Source organism: Nitrospirota bacterium (assembly GCA_035516965.1).
Lineage (GTDB): Bacteria > Nitrospirota > UBA9217 > UBA9217 > UBA9217 > MHEA01.
In genome coordinates this window covers 110,474-130,900 of sequence record DATIZR010000061.1, presented here as the reverse complement: position 1 = coordinate 130,900, position 20,427 = coordinate 110,474, and the positions used below count along the sequence as shown (strand labels likewise).

The 20,427-nt window shown below is 57.1% G+C and carries 18 protein-coding genes; 17 read left to right on the top strand and 1 reads right to left on the bottom strand.

Annotated features, from left to right (window positions below; all coding sequences use genetic code 11):
• The first annotated feature begins 33 nt into the window (after window positions 1-33).
• The 17 genes from VL197_09560 (at window position 34) to VL197_09480 (ending at window position 19,969) form a co-directional block, all read left to right on the top strand.
• Window positions 34-1,611: an ATP-binding protein gene (locus tag VL197_09560; GenBank protein ID HUJ18222.1), complete on the top strand. Its 1,578-nt coding sequence runs from the start codon at window positions 34-36 to the stop codon at window positions 1,609-1,611.
• 118 nt (window positions 1,612-1,729) lie between these two features.
• A complete protein-coding gene (locus VL197_09555) occupies window positions 1,730-3,079 on the top strand; it encodes a sigma-54 dependent transcriptional regulator (protein ID HUJ18221.1) in 1,350 nt (449 codons plus the stop codon).
• Window positions 3,080-3,455: 376 nt separating this feature from the next.
• A complete protein-coding gene (locus tag VL197_09550; protein ID HUJ18220.1) occupies window positions 3,456-3,926 on the top strand; it encodes a hypothetical protein in 471 nt (156 codons plus the stop codon).
• A 544-nt stretch (window positions 3,927-4,470) separates the two neighbouring features.
• On the top strand, window positions 4,471-4,965 hold the full coding sequence (locus VL197_09545) for a hypothetical protein (GenBank protein HUJ18219.1): 495 nt from the start codon (window positions 4,471-4,473) through the stop codon (window positions 4,963-4,965).
• 184 nt (window positions 4,966-5,149) lie between these two features.
• Window positions 5,150-6,076 carry a sulfite exporter TauE/SafE family protein gene (locus VL197_09540; protein HUJ18218.1) on the top strand — a complete coding sequence of 309 codons (927 nt, stop codon included), beginning with the start codon at window positions 5,150-5,152 and terminating at the stop codon, window positions 6,074-6,076.
• The gene (locus tag VL197_09535) at window positions 6,076-6,864 is read left to right on the top strand and encodes a TIGR02186 family protein (protein HUJ18217.1); all 789 of its coding nucleotides are present in this window, start codon (window positions 6,076-6,078) and stop codon (window positions 6,862-6,864) included. The genes VL197_09540 and VL197_09535 overlap by 1 nt, the downstream gene beginning before the upstream one ends.
• Window position 6,865: 1 nt before the next feature.
• A complete protein-coding gene (locus tag VL197_09530; protein HUJ18216.1) occupies window positions 6,866-7,729 on the top strand; it encodes a universal stress protein in 864 nt (287 codons plus the stop codon).
• A 56-nt stretch (window positions 7,730-7,785) separates the two neighbouring features.
• Window positions 7,786-8,208, top strand: coding sequence for a universal stress protein (locus VL197_09525; GenBank protein HUJ18215.1), 423 nt, complete (start codon window positions 7,786-7,788; stop codon window positions 8,206-8,208).
• A gap of 339 nt (window positions 8,209-8,547) precedes the next feature.
• On the top strand, window positions 8,548-10,185 hold the full coding sequence (locus VL197_09520) for a DUF202 domain-containing protein (GenBank protein ID HUJ18214.1): 1,638 nt from the start codon (window positions 8,548-8,550) through the stop codon (window positions 10,183-10,185).
• Entirely contained in the window at window positions 10,175-11,416 is a 1,242-nt protein-coding gene (locus VL197_09515) for a type II secretion protein (GenBank protein ID HUJ18213.1), read from the top strand. The genes VL197_09520 and VL197_09515 overlap by 11 nt, the downstream gene beginning before the upstream one ends.
• 114 nt (window positions 11,417-11,530) lie before the next feature.
• Entirely contained in the window at window positions 11,531-11,971 is a 441-nt protein-coding gene (locus VL197_09510) for a hypothetical protein (protein HUJ18212.1), read from the top strand.
• Entirely contained in the window at window positions 11,958-13,481 is a 1,524-nt protein-coding gene (locus tag VL197_09505) for an MFS transporter (GenBank protein HUJ18211.1), read from the top strand. The genes VL197_09510 and VL197_09505 overlap by 14 nt, the downstream gene beginning before the upstream one ends.
• A 154-nt stretch (window positions 13,482-13,635) precedes the next feature.
• Complete coding sequence (locus VL197_09500; GenBank protein ID HUJ18210.1) at window positions 13,636-14,112, top strand: hypothetical protein; 477 nt, start codon at window positions 13,636-13,638, stop codon at window positions 14,110-14,112.
• Between the two features lie 196 nt (window positions 14,113-14,308).
• The gene (locus VL197_09495) at window positions 14,309-15,757 is read left to right on the top strand and encodes an ATP-binding protein (protein ID HUJ18209.1); all 1,449 of its coding nucleotides are present in this window, start codon (window positions 14,309-14,311) and stop codon (window positions 15,755-15,757) included.
• A 90-nt stretch (window positions 15,758-15,847) separates the two neighbouring features.
• Window positions 15,848-16,219 (top strand): response regulator, encoded by a 372-nt coding sequence (locus tag VL197_09490; protein HUJ18208.1) that lies wholly within the window; start codon window positions 15,848-15,850, stop codon window positions 16,217-16,219.
• A 130-nt stretch (window positions 16,220-16,349) separates the two neighbouring features.
• Entirely contained in the window at window positions 16,350-18,887 is a 2,538-nt protein-coding gene (locus VL197_09485) for a PEP/pyruvate-binding domain-containing protein (GenBank protein ID HUJ18207.1), read from the top strand.
• 26 nt (window positions 18,888-18,913) lie between these two features.
• Window positions 18,914-19,969, top strand: a complete 1,056-nt coding sequence (locus VL197_09480; GenBank protein ID HUJ18206.1) for a serine hydrolase — start codon at window positions 18,914-18,916, stop codon at window positions 19,967-19,969.
• A gap of 68 nt (window positions 19,970-20,037) precedes the next feature.
• Here the strand turns inward: VL197_09480 and VL197_09475 are convergent, their stop codons facing one another.
• On the bottom strand, window positions 20,038-20,415 hold the full coding sequence (locus VL197_09475) for a hypothetical protein (protein ID HUJ18205.1): 378 nt from the start codon (window positions 20,413-20,415) through the stop codon (window positions 20,038-20,040).
• Window positions 20,416-20,427: the final 12 nt, after the last annotated feature.

The window sequence follows — 20,427 nt, the reverse complement described above, 5'->3', positions numbered from 1 at the left end:
GCGCTTGGGTCTTTTCTTGTGGTACTGTGGGCCATGTCGCTCAAGAAAAAGATCGCAATCAGCTTTCTTACCAGCTCTGCCATCATCGCTATCCTCGCGGCATTCGAATATTTGAGCTTCACCGAGATCAAGCGCGAGATCCGGTATCTCGAGATCACGGATACGATCAGCCGCAAGTCGCTTCAGCTCAGACGGCACGAAAAGAATTATTTCCTGTACAGCCCGCGGCAGGCCGACGAGGAGTCCGCGGCGGTCCGGGCGTACCTGGCCGAATTGAAAGTCCTGCTGATGCAGAACCCGGAGATCGACCAGGCGGACAAGCTGTCCCTGCGGAGCAGCATCGGCGAATATGAGCGGCACTTCAATACCATCGAAGGATCGGCAAAACGTCTCACCGATCTCTTTGCCGGTACGAGAGCGGCGAATCGGAGCGATGCCCGGTTTCTCGCCCTCGTGGAATCCACGTTCCTTGAGCAGCCGTCGCGGGCCGCCGGTTTCCTTGAAAAGATTTTTTCGCTTCCCCGGGGTCACGCGCTGGTCACCGGCCTCCAAGAGCTCGATGCCGAGATAATGGCGCTCCGGAAGACCGGGGAGGACATCCTGGTCATCTCAAAGGACCTGGATAAGATCGCGCGGGAAAAGACCGAGACCGTGATCCGCGTCTCGCAAGTCGCTATCCTGATCTTCTTTCCCGTGTTCTTCATTGTCGGCATAGGCATGCTGTTTTTCATCAGCACGAATGTCGTGAGGAGGCTGAGGCTCCTGATCAGCGTCGTGGAGAGGACCGGGCGGGGATCCTATCCTCACTTGACGGAACCCGGTTCCCCCCGCACGGAGCATGATGAGGTGGGTGTGCTGATCGGGAAGTTCAATGACATGGAGGATCAGCTTGCGCAGCGCGAGACCGAGCTCGATCGCAAGAACAGGGAGCTCATGCAGACCAGGAAGCTCGCCGCCATCGGCACGCTCGCGTCGGGCATCGCGCATGAGCTCAACAACCCCCTGAACAACATCTATCTCTCCGCTCAGATCCTGCAGAAGGAGGCCGGTGATGCCAGCTCCGGCGAACTGAAGGAGGCGGTTGTCGATATCGTGGGACAGACGGAGCGGGTGAAGCGGATCGTTGGAGACCTCCTCGAGTTCGCGCGCGGCAGGGAGCCCCAGTTCCGCGAGGTAGAGCTGACGGGGCTGATCAGGGACGCCTTCCGGCATATCGGCAGCAGCCGCGATCTCGCCAGAATACGGTTCTCGCTGGAGGCCCAGCCGCCGCAGATCGTGGTGTCGGCCGACCCGGTCCAGTTGGAGCAGGTATTCACGAATCTTTTTCTGAACGCCGTCGACGCCATGCAGGGGCAGGGCGAGCTTGCAGCGTGGGTGGAAAAATCCGGTGAAACCGTGGTGTTGCGGGTCAGCGATACCGGCAGCGGTATCGCCCGGGAATCCGCGGACAAGATCTTCGAACCCTTTTTCACGACCAAGGACAAGGGCACCGGTCTTGGACTTGCCATCGTCTATAATATCGTTAAGAAGCATTACGGCGATATCGTCGTGGAGAGCGAAGAGGGGAAGGGGACAACGTTCACGATCACGCTGCCGGCGGAAAAGATATAAACAGGGATCGGGACGTGGCTAGAGCTGATCGTTGCGGAGGGAACGGGAAAGACGCTTTGCCGGACGTATCGGTGAAAACCGTGTTCATCCGCGTCCCACTCCGGAAGGAATTTTCGTTATGGCATTCAAGATATTGATCGCGGAAGACGAAGACATCACTCTGAAGCACCTGCTGAACGCGCTCCAGAAGGAGGGCTACCAGGCAATTGGCACGCAGAACGGCGCGGACGCGCTGCAGAGGATCGAAAAGGACCATTTTGATCTTCTGATAGCCGACATCAAGATGCCGGGTATGACGGGGATCGAGCTGCTCGAGCGGATCCGGGAGCGGCAGATCGAATCCGAGGTGATCATCATCACCGGCTTCGGCAGCATCGGCTCCGTGGTCGACGCCATGAAAAAGGGCGCCTACGATTACGTCACCAAGCCCTTCAATCTGGATGAGCTGCTGCTCAAGGTCAGGAAGATCCTCGACCAGCGTGCGCTCAGGAAGGAGAACGTCGCGCTCAAGGCGTACGCGGACCAGGATAAGAAGGTATCGATCATCGCCAAGAGCGAACCCATGAACAACATCCTGTCCGTGATCGAAGGCATGAAGGACTCCGACTGCAACGTGCTCCTGACGGGCGAGACCGGCGTCGGCAAGAGCCTCCTCGCCAAGATCATCCACTTTACGAGCCGGCGCCAGGGCATGCCTTTCCTGTCCATCAACTGCGCGACCCTGACCGAGGAACTGCTCGCGAGCGAACTCTTCGGGCACGAGAAGGGCGCCTTCACCGGCGCGGTCAAGACCAAGCAGGGGCTGGTGGAGATAGCCGACACGGGGACACTGTTCCTCGACGAAATCGCCGAGTTGGCCCCGAATCTCCAGGCCAAACTGCTCAAGGTGATCGAAGAGGGGGAGTTCTACCGCGTGGGCGGAACGCGGCCGATCAGGGTCGACGTGCGCTTCATCGCCGCCACGAACCAGAACGTGCGTACGGTCATCGCGGAGGGCAGGTTTCGCGAGGATCTCTATTACCGGCTGAACATCATGGAAATATTCACGCCGCCCCTCCGGGACCGGCGCGACGACATCGTCCCGCTCTGCACTTATTTCCTCGAGAAGCACCTGCCGCGGTCGCGCAGGAAGATCGCAGGGTTCACGAAAGAGGCGATGCAGGTGCTGCTGCACTACAGCTTCCCGGGGAACGTCCGCGAGCTCGAGAACATCATCGAGCGCGCCATCATCCTCGAAAAGGGGACGCTGATCACTCCCGAGAGCCTGCCCCAGACGATCAAGATGTTCCAGATCGAAACGATCGAGCCTGACAAGATCAAGACCATCGATGAACTGAACAGGGAATATGCCGGGAAGGTCGTTGAACTGTTCGGCGGCAACAGATCCCGGGCGGCGGAGGTGCTCGGCATTTCGAGGACGAGCCTGTGGAGGATATTGAAGGATGAAAACGGCGACCAGGACAGCTGACGAAGTTATAATCCTAACCCGGACAAGCCGGATCAAAACCAGAAGCTAAAGGCGTCTCTCGCGGAGCACGCAGAGTTTAAAACCAAAACCCGAAAGTCTTTCATGGCGAATTATTTTTTATTTTCTCTGCGCCTCTGCGAGAAATTTTCTTGCCGTTTTGTAAAGAATTCGATTTGTTACTTACTAATGATACATAACAGCCCCGCTGTAAAACTCATCCCGCCCAGCATTCATACGCTCAGCATACATCTCTTGATGCGAAAGATAAAACCCGCAGAATGCTTGACAAAACCAACCCGCTGATTATACTTACCTTATGCTGGCAAGTCAGAATCTTCATCGCTTAGATCCGGCACCCCGGTCTAAAAGGGTTGCAGTGACGGGAGTATTGAGCAAAGCGAGGGAATCTCCGTTCCTTTGTTTCAACAGGGAAAGCCTCGAGACCATCCTGCCCCACCGCGGAGCGGCACTCAGAAAGATCGACGGTGCTCTGTATTGTTCCAGTTCGCCGAATCTCATGACAGGCGTCAAGGGGATCAGTATTGACGACCCCGACCTTGAGGGCCATTTCCCGGGGGCTCCAACCTACCCGGGGTATGCCCAGGATGAATTTGCCTGTCTTGTAGCCGCGGCACTGATCCCGATGTCGGTGAAAGGGCTGGACCGTGATCCCTATGTTGTCCAGAAGGTCGTACGATATAAGAAGAACGCCGGCCCTGGCGATACCCTGTTCGCTGACGTCAGGCTGCTCGGAAGAAAATCGAAGTTTTTCATATTCTCTGCGGAAATCAGGAACCAGAAAGACGAGGTCATAGCAGAGTATGAAAAGATCGTCGGCGCCGCATGAACGAATGGTCTTGCAGCACGAGATTTTCCGAGTCAGCCATCCGGGACAGTTCCCTGAGATAAAAATGCTAGTTCAGGATAGCATCCTCCGGTAAATTAGCCACGCTGATATTTCACCTTCCCCGTTCCGAGCCTCTGAAACTTTCTCCTCGTAATTCACGATTGAAAAATCAGTCCTTTGTAACCGCGTACAACTCCCTCTGAGGTATGGAAAGGATCGTTGGGAGCGAAGCAAGGATCTCTTGAGAATAATCAATGCAGCGCTGTTCCATATTTAAACACATCAAATAATTCTCTGAAAGCCGCTTTAGGGGAGGCAAAATATCGGACATAAAGCATTTCAGCCCCGTTAATAAAGGACTCTGACCATCTTTCCCTGCTTCTATCCTATCCTGTTTTCTCCATCAGTGTTCACGTGCGTTCAATTCTGAAACGGAACAAATTCCATAAAATATTAAATAGTTCATAAATACAGTATGTTATGCGTTGGCATCGCTATTGCTAACATATAATACAGAAATGCGCTGGTAAAGGAGGTTGGACACATGGGAAAGAGACAGTTGCTGTTCGTGACCTACCGTGATGAGAATCTCGAAGAGGGGGTGTCCTACGCCGTCGAACTCGCAAAGGCGATGTATGAGGACATCACGCTCCTGCTTGTCCAGAAGAAGAGGAACCTAATCGACAAGTTCGAGACGCTTATGACGGCTGTCACCTTCGCCGAGGCCGGCGAGCATGATACGGCGCGTCAGATCATGGCCGGCCCTGCTCCTGAGGCGACCGAGCGGTCGAGGAAACTGGTCGAAAAGCTCGTGGTGACATGCGCTCAGGAGGGGATTACCGTGAAGGTCCAGGACACGGACCTGGACGCGGTATCTGGTATCCGGACTTATCTGAAGAGCCATGCGGGGATCGATAAGGTTGTGCTGAGCCCGCTGATCACCGAGTCGGGGAACGTCACCGCGAAGGACCTGAACAGGCTGGTCAGGACCGCCTCGCGGCCGATCGTCACCATGACCCGCCAGGCGGCATTGGTGTAATACGGAAAATCCGGGACCGGGATCTTCACAAGGGCATCCAGAGGAACGTGAAGAAGGATTTACCGCAGAGGACACAGAGCACACCGAGGAAGATGTTCATCTTTCACGAGGGAGCAGTTCTCTGAACCCTCGGTGATTTCGGTTGCTGAGAGATAAATTTAACCTGCGAAAAGGAGTAAGACAAATGTACCTGTACCTACCTGTGGCACTGACCAGCATCAATATCCTGATCCCTGTCGGGCTCGGGCTCGCTGTGGGCCTGCTTTCCGGCCTATTCGGCGTGGGCGGCGGATTCCTCATGACGCCGCTCCTCATCATGTTCGGTATTCCTTCGACGGTGGCGGCGGCGACCGATTCGAACCAGATCGTGGCGGCCTCGACGTCCGGCACGTACGCGCATTGGAAGGTCGGCAACGTGGACTTCAAAATGGGATTGTACCTCCTGGTGGGCGGCTTCGCCGGAGGGATCGTCGGCGTGCAGGCGATCAAGCTGCTCCACGCCATGGGCAACGCCGATTTCGTCATCAAGATGACATACGTGTTCATGCTCGGCATCGTGGGCGTGTACATGTTCATCGAAAGCCTGCAGAGCATGAAAAAGAAAAAGGATACCGCTGCAGCGGATGAGAAGGAAGAGACCGAGTCCGCCGTGGGCAGGTTCCTCAAGTCCCTGCCCTTTCAGACACGCTTTGAAAAATCTGGCATCACCCATTCGATCCTCGTCCCGATCGTCCTGGGCGGTTTCGTGGGCGTGCTCGCCGCGATCATGGGGGTGGGCGGCGGGTTCCTGATGGTGCCGATCATGGTCTACATCCTCCGGATGCCGATGCACGTCGTGGTCGGAACGAGCCTGTTCCAGATCCTGTTCACCTGCATCGAGGTCACCTTCCTTCAGGCCTATACGAACCACAGCGTGGACTTCGTCCTCGCCGTGCTCCTGCTCCTGGGCTCCACGGTCGGCGCGCAGGTCGGCGCCGTCTTCGGCAGGAAGCTGAAAGCCGAGCAGCTCAAGATCCTCCTGGCGGGGATCGTGCTCGCCGTGACCGTCAAGATCGTGTTTGAACTAACGCTTGCACCTTCGTTACTACTTTCACAGGCAGGGGGACACTAATGAAACCGAATTTCAAATTTATCATAGCAGCTTTATTTGCAATCTGTATGCTGCAACTCGGCATTACCCATGACGCTTTCGCCATGCTTACGGCAAAGGCGAACCATGACCACATCACGATCGACTTCTTCTATCACGGCAGCACGGTGAGCGTACGGGGCGAGTCGGACCCCAATGTCGACCTGGTCATCAAGATGACCTCCCCCGAAGGCCATCAGGTCCTGAAGCAGAAGGGCAAGGTCGCCGGGGTACTGTGGATGAACGTGGGGCAGCTCAAGTTCGAGCAGACGCCTAATTTTTACGCCGTGTACAGCACCAGGAAGCTCGACGATATGCTCAGCAAGGAAGAGCAGGAAAAACATGTCATCGGTTATCCCGCGCTCGAAAAACATGTGGAGGTGACCCCGGTCACCAATGAAGAAGAGAAGGCCAAGTGGTTCGATGAATTCGTCAAGTTCAAGGAGGACTCCAAGGTCTATACCTCCGCGTTCGGCGGGATCACGACCAAGACAACGGCTGCCGGCAGGCAGGAGTACTACATCCTGACGGACTGGCCCTATCAGGCGGCGCCCGGCGATTACCTCGTCACGGTCTATGCCGTGAAGAACGGCAGCGTGGTGGAGCAGGCGGAGTCGAAGGTCAATGTGGAGCAGGTGGGCACGGTCAAAATGCTGGCGAACATGGCCAAGGACAGCGGCGCCGTCTATGGCTTCCTTTCGATCGGGATCGCGCTGACGGCGGGTTTCGGTGTCGGCATGATCTTCAGAAAGGGCGGAGGCTCTCACTGATATGTATAGCTCGATTGTCGTCGGATATGATGAATCAGCATCGAGTAAAGCGGCGCTGAAAGAGGCTTCGCTCCGGGTGAAGCAGCACGGCGGAAAGCTCTGCCTGGTCCACGCGGTCTATTTCGATCAGGAGGAGTTCGCTATCCTTCCCGAGCAGGTGGACAAGCGGTTCGCATTCGGCACGCAGGTCTGCATGACCGCGAAGAAGAACCTGCAGGACGAATTCGGTCTGAACGGGAGCGTCGAGTCCTACGTCTGCCAGGGCGAGCCGCCCGAGGTGATCCTGGAAACGGCGCGGGGAAAGAACGCCGACCTCATCGCGCTCGGCACCTACGGAAGGAAGGGGCTCAGACGGCTTCTGATGGGCAGCGTGACTTCCCAGATCATCCTGAACGCCTCCTGCGACGTGCTGGTCGTGAAAAAGGACTGCACCCGGTGCTCGGGAACGTACTCCTCCCTGCTGGTGCCTTTTGACGGGTCGGCTTCGAGCAGGAAAGCGCTGATCCGGGCCGGCGAACTCGCAAAGGAGGATGGTGGCGAGGTATCCGTCCTGTACGTCATCCCGCGGTACGAGGAGATGATGGACTTCTTCAAGACCGAGTCGATCAGCAAGAGCCTGTATCAGGAGGCCGAGAAGATCGCGTCGGTCGCGAAAAAGCTGGCAGCCGACATCGGCGTCCCGATCAAGGCAGTCGTCCAGGAAGGGCACGCGGGAGACAAGATCGTCGAGATGGCCGAACGGCTGAAGAGCGACCTCATCGTCATGGGGACCCACGGCTGGCGCGGCGTGAACAAGGCGATCATGGGAAGCACCGCGGACCGCACGATCGCCCATGCATCGTGCCCGATCCTGATCGTGAAGTAAGACACAAACTGACAAGCCTGCAAGCGTGCACGCTGTCGGATTAAGGAGCTGAAGAGATGAAAGGTTATCGGAAGGTCCTGATCGCATTGAACGGACACAAGCAGGTCCTCGAACAGGGGATTAGGCTCGCCCGGGACGAAAAGACCTGGATCACCGTGGTCAAGGTCGTCCAGCCCTTTGACGGCGACCTCAACCTGACCGGCATCAAGAACCTGCAAGACGTGCTTGATGACGGCGGTTCGGAGGCCGCCAGGCAGATCAAGAGCATCGCCGAGCGGGAGGGCGCGCTCATCAAGACCCGCCTGGAGCAGGGCGACGTACCGCAGCGCATCGTTGAGGTGGCCGAAGAGGAAAGGTGCGACCTCATCATCATGGGTTCGAAAAAGAAGAAGGGGCTCTTCAGCCGGCTCTTCGGCGACCATGTCGTCGAGAAGGTGATTGACCGCGCTCCCTGCCCCGTGTTTGTCGTGGGAGTGTAGGAGGCCGTGGCTATCCGCAGCAGAGGCTGCGAGTCGGGTTCCCGTAGCGCAGCTCTGCCCTGCATGCAGTACGGCGAGAGCATTGATATAAAGAAAAGAAGGTGCTAAACACGAAGACGGAAACGGGCCGGCAAGAAAGTGCATTGCGAGTTCCCCGCTCGGGATGAGCACGAGCCGTGCCGCTTCTGAAGTTTGTTCGAAAGATCTCAGCAGAGACCCCGCCCTCATCTTCCCGAAGAAGCACGAAGGTCATGCTTCCTCCACTGTTGAATCCCTGGACCCGGTCCCGCAAACTCGATCTTTCTGGATGTTTTTCGCCTCGTGAAAGTGACTATGATAATGACAAAATTCAATCGCCTGGTGATGCGCGGCTTCCTTGGCGCTGCCGAGCTTGAGACTCTGCACCGGGAGGCGAGCGAAGCGGGCGTCTCTGTGGAAGAGCTGCTGGTCCGGAAGGGTGTGCCTAAACACGAGGTCCTCTTCTGCCTCTCCGAGTATTACGGCCTTCCCTTCGTGGAATACGATGAAAGCGTTGTCGCGTCCTATTTTGTCGTCCTGCGACTCGACCTTGAGCATCAAAAGAAGGCGCTCTGGTTCCCCCTTTCCGTTCGAGAGAACCGGGCCGAGGTCGTCGCCTGCCGCCCCGAAGATCCGGAGGTGGCGGAGGACATCAAGAAGACGCTGGGTGTCGATCGGATCGATTTCCGGGTCGCCCTGGCAGCCGACCTCATCCGCATTATCGAGCACAATTTCGACGTGAACCCCAATTTCAGCATCTCGGGCGGACGGACGCCGCTTGCGCGCGTACGGACCCTCTTCGCCTACCGGCGGTCGACATATGCGCATTACCGTACGCTGTTCGCGAAGGGCAGAACCGGTCTGGCTTTTATCAGGACCGGCGTCGCCTTCATCGTCATCGCCCTCCTTTTCTTGCGTATGCTCGGCGCTAACTGGTACGTTATATTGGAAACACCGCTCCTGGTCGCCGGGATCGTCATGGTTTATGACGGGATCAAATGGTATCTGCCCTCGAGAGGGATCGCCGGCAAGCCGATCGACGCGACCCGCACGCCGGCGAGTTGGGGCTCCCGCGTTCTGCGTGACGATTTGAGCAGCGGACACGCTCTTTTCAGCCGCACGGGAGAGATGCAGGGAGCGACGGAGCTCCGGGCCGACTGGGAGAACCTGTCACCGGTCATGAGACGGAGATATCTGGCAAGCGACCGGACCGACATGGCGGAGGAGCGGACCTCGCTGGCCGGCCACCGTACAAAGCTTGCCAAGGCAAGAACGGGACTGGCATTTACCAGGACCGGCATTGCCTTCACCGGTCTTGGCATCGGGTTGATGAGGCAATTTCAAACAAGCGGGTGGACGGTCTTCGACGTTTCCCTCGTCATCGCCGGTGTCCTAATGTCCGCGGAGGGTCTCCACTGGTATTTCGGCGGCAGAATGGCGGGGATCGAAGGATACCGGTCCGTTCTCAACGTGCTCGATAAGGATACCATCTGGGACCTGACGTTTCCTCCCGGTCACAAACGCTCGGGTTCGAAGAAAGACAGGAACGGGCCGCCGGTCACGGCAACCCAGCTGCCCGGCATCTGGGCCACGACAGGAGTCGCCCTCGAACGCACGGTGCTCGCCGACCGCCGGGGCGTCATGGCCAGACTCCGCACCGTCATGGCAGTCGCGCGGACGGGTCTGGCCTACGTCAGGACAGGCATGAGCATCACTTCCGTGGGCGCGGGCCTTATGGCCTATTTCGGCACGGCTTCCCCGGGCTGGACGATCTTTAACACGCTGCTCATCGTCGTCGGTCTTGTGCTCATCGCTGACGGATATCGCTGGATTCTGCCCGCCGAACGCATGAGGAAACAATTCCCCTATTGTTACGGAGACATGGAGATAACCGTTCCCGATTACGGCAAGCCGGCCTTTTCCTGGAGGACGATTATTTTTAATCACTATGACGAATGATCTCGTAAATGACGAATTCGCGAACGCCGTGATCCGGCAGGAGTCGGAGTTTTCCCTTCTCGTGGACCGGGGGATTCTGAACCGGACGGAGCTTGAAGAAGCGGTCAGCATGGCTCAGGCCAGGGGAGTCGATCTCGAAAGGGTACTGCTCCGGGAGTTTGGCGTGACCAAGAGGCACCTGCTCGATGCGCTCGCGGCATACTATCGCTGCAAGTCCATTGAATACGACGAGCGCCTGCCCATTCCTCCGGAATTGCTCTCCGCCGTCAGCCAGGACTCCCTTTCATCGTACCAGTGGATGCCGGTGATGAAAGAGAGATCGGGGACCGTGGTAATCGCCGCGAGAAATCCCGAAAGTCCCGCGATGCGGAAGGACGTGAAAAAGTACATCAAGGCGGACCGGTACGAATTCAGGGTAACCCTTGATTCCGATATCCAATGGTACATTCAGGATTTTCTTCATGCGAAGGTGGGGCTTCTGATCGGCACCGAGCGGACGGGCCTTGCCTCCTGGCGGAACACGATGGCCCAGTGGCGCACGAGGATGGCCTGCTACCGGACCGACCTGGCAAAAGCCCGGACCGGCCTCGCCTTCCTTAGGTGGGGCCTTGGCACGATCGCGATCTCGAACATGCTCTTGAGATCGAAAGACATCGCCTATAACCCCGTCCTGTATTTCTCCGTGCTCATCCTCGGTGTTGCGATCTCCTTTTACGGGTTGCCGATCTATTTGAACGTCCGGAAATCCCGTCTTACACCGCCCGGGCACCAGACGCTCGTCGAGGTCACGGCTGCGACGATCCAGTTCCTGGAGAATTATCATTTTATGGAGGACACCGGCATCAGCCGGGAAACGCAGGGAACGATGCTTGCGCGGATGGGAGACTACCTTGCCGAACACAGTACCTATCTCAATCCGACGCCTTCCTCCAAGACGCGCACCATGTTCGCGCGCGAGCGGAATGTTCTGGCGGCCCAGCGGACGATCGCGGCCTGCTACCGGACCATTTACGCCCGGGCAAGGACCGGGCTTGCCTTCATCAGGACGGGGATATCGTTCCTGAGCATCGGCATCGGTATCATCAGCTATTTCGGCTTCGGCCTGCTCACATCGTTCAATCTCTGGCTCATGGCGGCCGGTGTCCTGATGCTCGTGGACGGGATGCTGTGGTACTGGCCCGTCAGGAAGGAACAGGCAGAGATTCCCAGGGGGATTGCCTATCCCGAGTGACCGGCGCACGAGTGTGCCGGCGGTATCGGAATCGGCGTTTTCACAGGTGGGGGAACACTAATGTATATCCATTCATTCTTACATTTCATACATTATGCTCGATATGCCAGACTAATGGGCAGTACGCGTTTCCTCGGAACGACGCTGCTCATGCTGTTGTTCAGCCTGCTTCAGCTTGTCAGCGCCAAACCGGCGCCGGCCATGCTCGAAGCAAAGGACGACCGCCATATCACCATCGACTTTTCCTTTTACGGCAGCATGGTGAGCATACGCGGGGAGTCTGATCCGGACACGGATACGAAATACCGCGGGTTGGATCGAACGGATCCGCTCCCCCCGGTTGCAATAAATAAGGACACTCATACAAGCGTTTTCTATCGGCTCAAGCCGGGGATCTTCCTGGTTCCGCGTATGAACCGGACCCCCAAACCGAAAAGCGTGTATCGGCTTTTTGCAAGGGCGCCCGGCGAAGGCATCTCCTCTTCTCTGTCCGGATGTATGGATTATTATGTGCACAACGTGAAAGGAGATGGCATTTACCATGTTTTCCATTAAGAGTCTTAAGCAGTTTCCCCATCCGATTTTCTCCGCCAGGCCTACCTGGAAGTGGTTCATTCTGATTAATGTTCTGATCGGCGCGACGATGTCCGCACTGGACGTCAGCATTGTCAACGTTGCCATGCCGACCCTGAAAAGCGAGTTCAATGTTTCCATGTCCCTCATCGAATGGGTGGCAATGTCGTACATGCTCACTCTGACTATCTTCCTTCCCTTTTTCGGAAGGCTCGCCGACATGTTCGGCAGATCGAGGCTGTATAATGCGGGATTTGTCGTCTTTACCGTAGGGTCGCTGTTCTGCGGAATGGCTACATCTGCCATATTCCTTATTGCCGCTCGTGTCCTCCAGGCAATCGGCGCCGGGCTTTTGCAGGCGAATTCCGTCGCGTTGATCACTCAGGCTTTTCCGGGGACTGAGCGGGGCAAGGCAATCGGCATTCAGGGAGCCGTACAGGCGATTGCCATGGCCGTTGGTCCTTTCGTGGGAGGCGTGCTGATCTCCACGATCGGTTGGCGTTCCGTGTTCTACATCAATATTCCGATCGGCATCCTTGGCACGGTCGCCGCCCTGTTTGTTCTGCCGCCCAATGAAAAAGCCGAGAAAAAAGAGTCAATCGATTATCTCGGAACGATATTCTTCGCGTCGGGCCTCGCATTTCTCGTGCTGGGATTCAACGAAGTAGTAAGCCTGGGATGGGGTTCGTACACCATCATTGTCTACTTCATACACGCCTGTGTCCTGCTCGGCCTGTTCGTGCTGACGGAACTGCGGGTTGCGCATCCGCTCATCGATCTGAAATTGTTCAAGAACAGCACATTCCTGATCGGCAATCTGACCGGCATGATGTCGTATTACGTTCTGTTTGCCGTCCTCTTCCTGATGCCGTTCTATCTCGAAAAAGTGCTTAATTACAGCCCGGTCTTGACGAGCACCCTTCTTATGCCTATTCCACTCGCCATGGCGCTCGTTGCGCCGTTTTCGGGCCATATCTCCGACAAATACGGTTCGAGGATCATGACGGCCTCGGGCATGATGGTGTCTGCACTCGCTTGTTTTGCCCTGTTGTTCCTGGGAGTTCGCTCACATTTTATCTTATTGATCGGTGAATTAGTGCTCCTGGGCGTCGGGATGGGCATGTTCACACCTCCCAACAACAGCGCGATCATGGGCGCCGCTCCCAGGGAAAAACTGGGCCTTGCTGGCGGTGTCTTGAACATGATGCGGTCCCTCGGGCTGATCTTCGGTGTTGATATTTCAGGCTTGATCTTCACCAAACTGGAGCATAAATACCTGGCTGATAAGGGGTATGGTGCTGTTCAGCATATTTTCAGCAATGGCAGCATCCCCGTCGAAATGAAGGACCACGCCTTCATGCGGGGCTTTATCGTGGTGATGGGCGTCCTCCTGGTGCTGAACGTGGTCGCCGCGGTTCTTTCAACTGCCAAGAAGGAAACCAAGGTGGACGCGGAAGCCGCGGAAGCAGCCAAGGAATTCGCGGAAGTTTGATTGTGATTGCCGGCTCCTGAATCCCGCCCCCCGGCCGAAAATTCCGGGGGCGGGACTTCTCTGAGGCGTGCTCTTAATTTATTTTATTCGGAGTTTTTATCATACTCGCATGAGATGCTCAACGGTACAAATTTCGCCATCAGGTATCAGTCAAGTGGAAGGGGACAAGATCCTGGTCACCGTGCCAAAAGAGGAGATCCGGGGGGTCCAACTGCGCCACGATTCAAAATCACGACACCCGTTTCTGCGGTTTCTTTCGGGTTTCGTCCTGGTGGTGACCGGCCTTGTCCTTGTCATCGCGGCATTCATCATGGCAGAAGGCGGTGTTTATCTCGTCAAAATAAGATCTCTTACGCTGGGAATCCCCATCGCGCCTCTCGTCATCTGGCTCATGGTCGGGGTCGGTCTGTGGCTTTTGATCGGGGTCTTCCGTGGGCGGTACAACCTCCTGATCAACGCTCAGAAAGGAATTCGCAAAATATTCTTCGGGGAGTCGGCAGATATCAGGGAAATAATTCGTTTCATCAGACGGGCGAACCAGGAATTAGGTTACCAGATAGACCTGTCCCTTACGGAGACCATGTACATTGCCGATCTTCCTTCCGAACACCAGAGAAGCACAGGAACCTGAGCGCCTATCCGCTTGAACTGTCGGGCGTCCCCGTACCTCCTTCCCGCGGGCTTTACGACGCAAATCCCGGTTGATCCCTGAAGTGACGAAGAACGGTGGAGCAGAAGAAAGGGCTGGGGCCTTCCTGACACGGCGCCACGCCGCGGCAAATTAACAGGTTCCCAAAAAAACGGTGATAGAGTATAATACTCGAAGCATGAAGATCGAGAAAAAACTCATTATTTCCAACAGTATCAACGCGGCGTTCATCATTCTGATCGGCTTCTTCGCCTTCCAGAACATGACGCTCGTCCTCACGAAGCTCCGGTTCGTGGAGATCGCCGACGATCTGAACGCGTCCTTTCTCACCATGAGGCTGTCGGAAAAGAACTACTTTCTCTACCGCGATCGGATGGCGCTGGGGGAGATACGGGAAAAGATCTCTGCTACCCAGGAAACCCTCGAAGCAGCGAAGAAAGACATCATTCCGGCAATCGGGGAGACTGACCTGGAAAAACTCCAGACCCTGCTCAAGGCCTATTCCGATACTATCGGCGAAGCGCCGAGCAAGAACCTTCCGGACCCCTATCTGGAGGCGAAGATTCGGTCGGCAGGGCGCAAACTGAAGGAATACTCCGATTCCATCACCCAGCTGGAGCGGCGGCGCGTAAACGAGATCATCCTGAGTTCGAAGAACATCCTGATCTTTTCCTTCTGGGCCATCCTTGCTTCGGCCCTTTTTATCAGCCATTTCATCTCAAAGAAGATCGTGCGATCGCTCAGGGCGATCGAAACGATGACGAAGTCCATCTCTGAGGGCAACTTCCACAAGATAGAGGGCTTCCGTACCCGAGACGAGCTCGGCGCGGTCATCACGGCCATCAATTCCATGTCCGAGGAACTGGCCCATCGCGAGGAAGAGATCATCCAGTCCAAGAAGCTTGCGTCCCTCGGCATCCTGACGGCAGGCGTGGCGCACGAACTGACCAATCCGCTGAACAACATTTCCATGATCGCCCAGACCTACGCGGAGGTGTACGAAAATCTGGGGGAAGAGGACCGGATCGATTTGATGCAGAAGGTGGAGGCGGAAACTGATAGGATCCGGCAGATCGTAAAAAACCTGCTCGACTTTTCCAAGCCCAAGGACGCGAACCCGCGGGAGGCCGACATCAATGTCGTGATCCAGAAGACGCTGACGCTGGTCCAGAACATGATAGATGTCTCCAATATCGAGACAAGCATCCGCCTCGGCGACGGGTTGCCGCATGTTTTCGTCGATGAGCACCAGATACAGCAAGTCCTCGTCAATCTCGTCACGAACGCCGTCCAGGCGACGTCCCCGGGCGGCAGGATCGTCATTTCGTCGAGGCCGGGAAAGAGCCGCGCGTCCACGGAGGTGACCGTGATGGACACAGGCAGGGGGATACCCCCCGAGTTCCTGCCCCACATCTTCGACCCCTTTTTCAGCACCAAGGGCGACGCTGGAACGGGGCTCGGTCTCTCGGTCAGTTATGGCATCATCAAAAATCATCAGGGCGAAATCCGAGTGGAGAGCAAGGTGGGGGTCGGAACTACCTTTACCGTGGAACTGCCGCAGTATGTCGAGAAGGGTGAAGAGGCCCCCTCCGGTTACTCCGCGGCCTCAGGGGTGAGGCAAAAGTAAAAGAGACCAGCATTGGCATCAGTAAGGTCCCGGCGAACCCGCTCTGCCGGGATTGCACGTTTGGCTGACCAAACAGGAGAGGAGACATACATGGCGAAGAGCAGAATCATGGTCATTGATGACGAAAAAATCGTGGGAGACATGGCAAGATTGTCGCTCGAGCAGGACGGCTACGTGGTCGAAACCTTCTTGAACGCCGAGCCGGCGCTCAAGCGGCTGCAGGACGAGAAATTCGACGTCGTGGTGACCGACTATAAAATGAAAGGGATCGACGGCATGGAGGTGCTGAAGACGGTCAAGGACCGCTACCCCGCTACCCAGGTCATCATGATCACCGCTTTCGCCAACCTCGACGCCGCCATCGAAGCGCTGCGACGGGAAGTGCATGATTTTTTCCCGAAACCGGTCAAGATCAAGGAATTGAAAGCGTCGATCAAGCGGGCACTGGAAAAGCAGGCCTGAGCCTTGTATCCGGACGCGGATGAAGTCGAAAGACTGTCCCGAAGGCATCTCGGCGCGGCATTGGCCATGGCACCGGTCCGCGTCCATCCGTTTGCAGGCGGCCCACTTATTATTTTGAGCTATGATGGCAATGCACCGACTGACCTCACAATTAAAATCGCTGTTCCGTTTTGCCGGCCCCCGCGGTCGCAGTCAGGATGAGTTCGGCCGGCTGTTTCATGACTTCCGCGAGGTCCTCGACCGGAACAACCGATCGCTCGAAGTGATCACCGAAATGGGCGATACGCTGGGAGGGGACTATCTCTTCGACATCCAGTATGTCAGGCGTTCCTACGGCGAACTGTCCGCGGCTGTGCAAGAATCGGTCAATGGCTTCGACACGCTCACGCGGGGCCGGTATCCCCGGCTTCGGCAACGGTTCATGGAAATAGACGCGCACATACGGCGTGTTATCGACGAGACGGTCCCCATGCCGGATGCACTCGTTCTTTTCTACGAACAGGTGAGCGGCGACATGTCGGCCGCCCTGGGCGGCAAGAACAACAACCTCGCCGAGATTAAAAATGCCCTCCACTTGCATGTCCCGGACGCTTTCGCGGTGACGACCCGCGCCTTCGACGCGTTCATGCGCCAGAACGGCATATTCGACCCATCTCAGGACGAAGGTTTTGCCGCTGAGCCTTCCCTTCCCGAAGTGCAGGAGCGGGTCCGGAAAGGGGCCCTGCCCCCGGAGCTCAGCCGCGCCCTCGAGAAGGCCGTCAGAAAAATCAAGTCGCGCTGCGGCGCCGGCTGCACACTGGCCGTTCGGAGCAGCGCCGTTGAGGAGGATGGCGAATTCTCCTTTGCGGGACAGTTCGAGACGGTCCTGAACGTTCCCTTGGAGACGGCCGCCGTGGACAAGGCCTACCGGGAGGTGGTGGCCAGTCTCTTCTCGGAGAAGGCTGCGGCGTATCGACGCAGGATGGGCCATGACATCCGGAGCATGAAAATGGCCGTGGCCTGCGTGGCGATGGTGCCTGCCTTGACAAGCGGTGTTGTGTACACGTCAGATCCCCAGGGAGATCCTGGAACCATGGTCATCAACGCAGCCTGGGGTCTGGGCACCGCGATCGTTGAAGGAGAGACGGACGCTGATCTTTTCAGGGTGAAAAAGGGCGACCCCCCGGAATTGATCGAGGAAAGAACGGGCGCCAAGGACACGATGGTCGTAATGGGGAACGAGGGCGTTACGTCGGTTGCAACGCCGGAGGACAAGCGCAGCCGGCCGAGCCTGTCCCGCACGCAGGTCACGGAACTGGCCAGCCTCGCTCTCCGGGTCGAACAACACTTCAAGGGCCCGCAGGACATCGAGTGGGCCCTTGACAGCCGTGGGGAACCCTATATTCTTCAGTCGCGTCCGCTCAGGCTGTCCCACGAGACGGCTCGCCCAGCGGACGCGGTTCCCGGCCCGCCCGCCGCGCGCATCGTTCTGCGCAACCGCGGTCTTGCCGTGTACAAAGGCGCGGCTGCAGGCCGCGTTTTCATTCTCAAGCAGGACAGTGAATTGGATGCCATCCCCCGGGGGGCCGTCCTGGTTGCCCGCCACGATTCGTCTCATTTTGTCCGAGTGATGACCGGCGTGTCCGCGATCATCACCGACAGCGGAACGCCCACGAGTCACATGGCAACCCTGTGCCGGGAGTTCAAGATACCGACGGTCGTCAACGCCGGGAATGCGACCCAGGTGCTGAGCCAGGGGCAGGAGATCACGGTCCAGGTGGACGGCGATGGCGCAACGCTGTACCAGGGTCTGGCCAAACCGGTGCTGGAACGGGCGCAGGATGACAGCGTGAGACTGGAAGAACTCCTCGAGTTCCGCAAGAAGCGGTACCTCCTCCGTTATATCGCGCCACTGAATCTTGTTGATCCCCTCCGCGACGAGTTTACGCCCAGGGCCTGCAGGACGATGCACGACATCCTGCGGTTCATCCATGAGAAAGCGGTAGCCGCGCTGATCGAAGGCGCGGAACGCGGGGTCAAGGCGGGAGCCGTGAAACTGGACCTGCCAATACCGGCGGATATTCTGCTGATCGATATCGGCGGCGGTCTGGACAATCCGCAAGGGAAGAAGCAGGTCGCCGCGGAGCAGGTCACGTCTCTTCCGTTGCGCGCGATCATCACCGGCATGACCAGGCCGGGGCTCTGGCGCTCCGATGCGGTGCCGCTCAAGGTCAACGATTTCATGGCGAGCATGCTGCGGGTGCCGGACATTACGACCGAGACTGGCGGACGGGTGGAGGCGAACATGGCCGTCATTTCGCGGGAGTATGCGAACATCAGCCTTAAATTCGGCTACCACTTCATCATCCTCGACTGCTATTGCAGCGAAAACACCAGAAATAACCATATTTATTTCAGGTTCGCCGGAGGAGCCACGGACATGACCAAGCGATCGAGGCGGCTGCAGCTTCTCGCCGCAATTCTGGGAGCGTATGGGTTCAACATCAAGACCAAAGGGGACCTGATCGTAGCCCGGCTCGCGAATGTGCCACAGGCGGACGCGGAGGGGCTGCTGGACCAGATGGGAAGGCTTTTTTCCTATACCCGGCAGCTGGATGCTGTGCTGTATGATGATGCCGCCGTTGATCGTTATGCCCGTGATTTTCTGGACGGGGTCTATGACTTCTGACCTTCGCGGAACCGGCCTGAGAAGAAATGTCTGACCAGGAACGGAAAAAAAGTGTAACCATCAGGCGGTCTCTCATGGCCGTCCTCCTGCTGGCGGCATTTTCATCCGGTGCGTTTATCGGCAGGGCCACCGGGATTCTCGGCGGCATATACGAGAACAGCAGCGACGAGAGTGACGAAGTTGCGACGGACAGGCCCGGAGAATTCAGGTTCGTACACCCCTTATCGGGACGCAAGAACCCGGACCGGGTGCAGGCCCGCGGGGACCTCAAGCCGTTCCGGTATAAGGTTGCCGCGCTTATTGAAAGCAAATTGCGGGCACATGACGCGTCAGCCCTGTCGGTGTATTTCCGCGACCTGAACGGCGGCCACCACTTCGGCATCCGGGAAAACGAAACCTTCTCCTCCGAAAGCCTGTTGAAGCTGCCCTTGATGATCGCCTACTTCAAATGGTCGGAGTCGGATCCTCTCGTTCTGAAGAGAAGGGTCGCCTACACAGGGAACATCGTCAGAGAAGAACGGCCTGTCGAGAGTTCCTACCAGCCGCTCGAGGCGGGAAAGTCCTATACTGTTGATGACCTGATCTTCAGGATGATCGTCCATGACGACGCAGATGCCCACGCGTTGCTCGCGGCCAATCTGTCCCCGGGCTACCTGGACAGGATATTCAAGGATATCTACGTGAACTACGATCCGGGGAAAAAAGACTCCCCGGTGCCTTTCAGCGCCTATGCATCGTTCTACCGTGTTCTGTACCGTGCCTCGTATCTGAACAAGGAGACGTCGGAAAAAGCGCTGCACACTCTCTCCCGGTCGGTGTTCAAGAGCGGGATGGTCGCAGGCATCCCCTCCAACGTCGATTGCGCGTTCAAGTTCGGCAGGAGAATGATCGATGAAGGCCCGGGCAGCGCAGACAGTGATGGACGCTTGACGCAGCTCCATGCGTTCGGGATCGTCTATCAACCGAGCCGGCCTTATCTCATGGGGGTGATGGCCCGCGGGGAAGATGCCGATAAACTGGTAGCCGTCATCCGTGATATCACAACGCTCATCTATGACGAGGTGGACCGTCAATCCCGGTGAAGGAAGGTACTGCATCAGTCTGTCTTGTTCCCGAAATCGTATCGGCAGCAGCGGGAGGGGGGCCTCTGCTAGGTCAGTTCAAAAGCCGTGACGATCGCAATGAGAGACAACAGAAGCAAGCCGGCCAGGAAGAAGATGTCGGCAGTTTTTTCGTACCGATCTCCATGCCGGGTCGCCCTCATTGATGCATATGACAGCAAACTGGCGGTAAGAAAAATCAGGATCACTACGCCGTCCATCTTGTCAATAATCCGCCCCACGCCGTTCCCCTTCCAGAGCTTTTTCAGCGAAAGGATCAAAAAACATAGCCCCAGGAGGTTTGAGGACGCCGGCAAGATGTGTTTCGATACATTCTTTCTGTCGTTATTTCCTGCGGTCATTGCTGCCCCCGATCTTGGTTTTTCCGGCTTTGGATCAGCAAACTCAATACCTGACGAAACCTGCACGGGCCACCGAAA